Source organism: Candidatus Protofrankia californiensis, assembly GCF_900634765.1.
Classification (GTDB): Bacteria; Actinomycetota; Actinomycetes; order Frankiales; family Frankiaceae; genus Protofrankia; species Protofrankia californiensis.
The window spans coordinates 2,237-3,801 of record NZ_CAAAFT010000168.1 but is presented as its reverse complement, the minus strand read 5'-3'; the positions used below and the strand labels follow the sequence as shown (position 1 = coordinate 3,801).

General features: G+C 73.6%; 1 protein-coding gene. It reads right to left on the bottom strand.

The window, feature by feature from the left end:
• On the bottom strand, positions 1 to 1,550 hold a 1,550-nt coding region (locus DD1DGNOD_RS27905; RefSeq protein WP_430827786.1), incomplete at its 3' end, for a rhodanese-like domain-containing protein.
• Between the last annotated feature and the right edge of the window lie 15 nt (positions 1,551 to 1,565).

Sequence of the window (1,565 nt, the reverse complement as noted above, 5' to 3'; positions counted from 1 at the left end):
GTACCGGTACCGGTACCGGTACCGGTACCGGTACCGGTGGCGACGGGGCGGTCGGGGTCGGACGACCATGCCGACCACGAGCCCGGGAACAGCGCGGTATCAATCCCGGCCACGGCGAGCGCGGCGATCTGGTGGGCCGCTGTCACCCCGGATCCGCAGTAGACCCCGACGGGCTGCGAGTCACCGACACCGAGTGCCGCGAACCGGGCGTGCAACAGCTCCCGGGACAGGAAGTGCCCGTTGCCGTCCAGGTTCTCCCCGGTCGGCGCGCTGACCGCGCCCGGGATGTGCCCCGCGCGCGGGTCGATCGGCTCCACCTCGCCGCGGTAACGCTCCGGCGCGCGGGCGTCGAGCAGGACGCCCACGCGAGCCACCCGGGCGGCGTCGTCGGCGTCGAGCACCGGCAGGTGTCCCGCGGTGAGCACGACGTCTCCGGGTACCGGGACGCTCTCGCCGGCCTCGAGCTCGAAGCCGGCCTCCCGCCAGGCGTTCAGGGAGCCGTCGAGGATGCGCACGTCGTCCACTCCCGCCCAGCGCAGCAGCCACCACGCCCGGGCTGCCGACTGTCCCCCGTTGTCGTCGTAGACCACGACCGGCCGCCCGGCGGTCAGCCCCCAGTCCCGGGCCGACCGTTGCAGTGCCTCGACGTCGGGGAGCGGATGCCGTCCGGCGGTCCCGCCCGGCGCCGCGGCGAGCTCGGTGTCGAGGTCGACGTAGACCGCGCCCGGCAGGTGACCGTCACGGTGGTGGTCACGGCCATGTGGATCGCCGAGAGCCCAGCGGACGTCGAGCAGCAGCGGCGGTGTGGCCGACAGCAGTTCGTCATGCAACTGCTTGGCGTTGACGAGGACCGCAGGCCGGCTGGACCGGCTGGAATCGCTGCGCCGATCGCTGTGCTGGCCGATGGGCCCGCCGCCCGTCCCGCCGGCTTCGCTCGCGCTCGCCGGACCGCGGCCTGCCGAGCCGGAGCTTGCTGAGCCAGAGCTTGCCGCGTCGGAGCTTGCCGGACCGTGACTTGCCAGGCCGCGGCCCGCCGACGCCAGCAGGGCCGCGAGGTCGGCCTGGTCGAGACCGCCGGGAGGCGTCCCGGTGAGCGACGCCGTGGCGATCCGCTGCTGCACCCCCGCGTTGACCGGTGCGTCCAGCCCGTGCAGGCGGGCGAGCAGCACGATCTCGCCGTTGAGGAAGTCCGACTCGACCGAGCCGCCGCGGGCCAGGCTCTGCCAGGTGGAACTGCCCTGCCGCTGGTGACCGGGGACGTCGTGCACGACCAGTTGGGACAGGTCGAGGCCGCTGCTCGCCTGCACGTCGGCGGCCTCGATCCCGGCAGCGGCGAACACCACCCGGGCCTCGTCCACCAGCGCGGCTGACACCGCGTCGCGCAGCTCGCTGGGCGCGTAGAGCGCATCGAGGTTGTAGGCCAGGTTGCCGAGCAACTTACCGGCCTTCCAGCGGACGATGTCCGCGACCACCTGGACGGCGAACGAGGCCTGGCGCAGCTCGGCCGCAATGCGCTCCACGGTCGGGTCATCCACGGTCGGGTCATCCACGGATCGGGTCCTCCG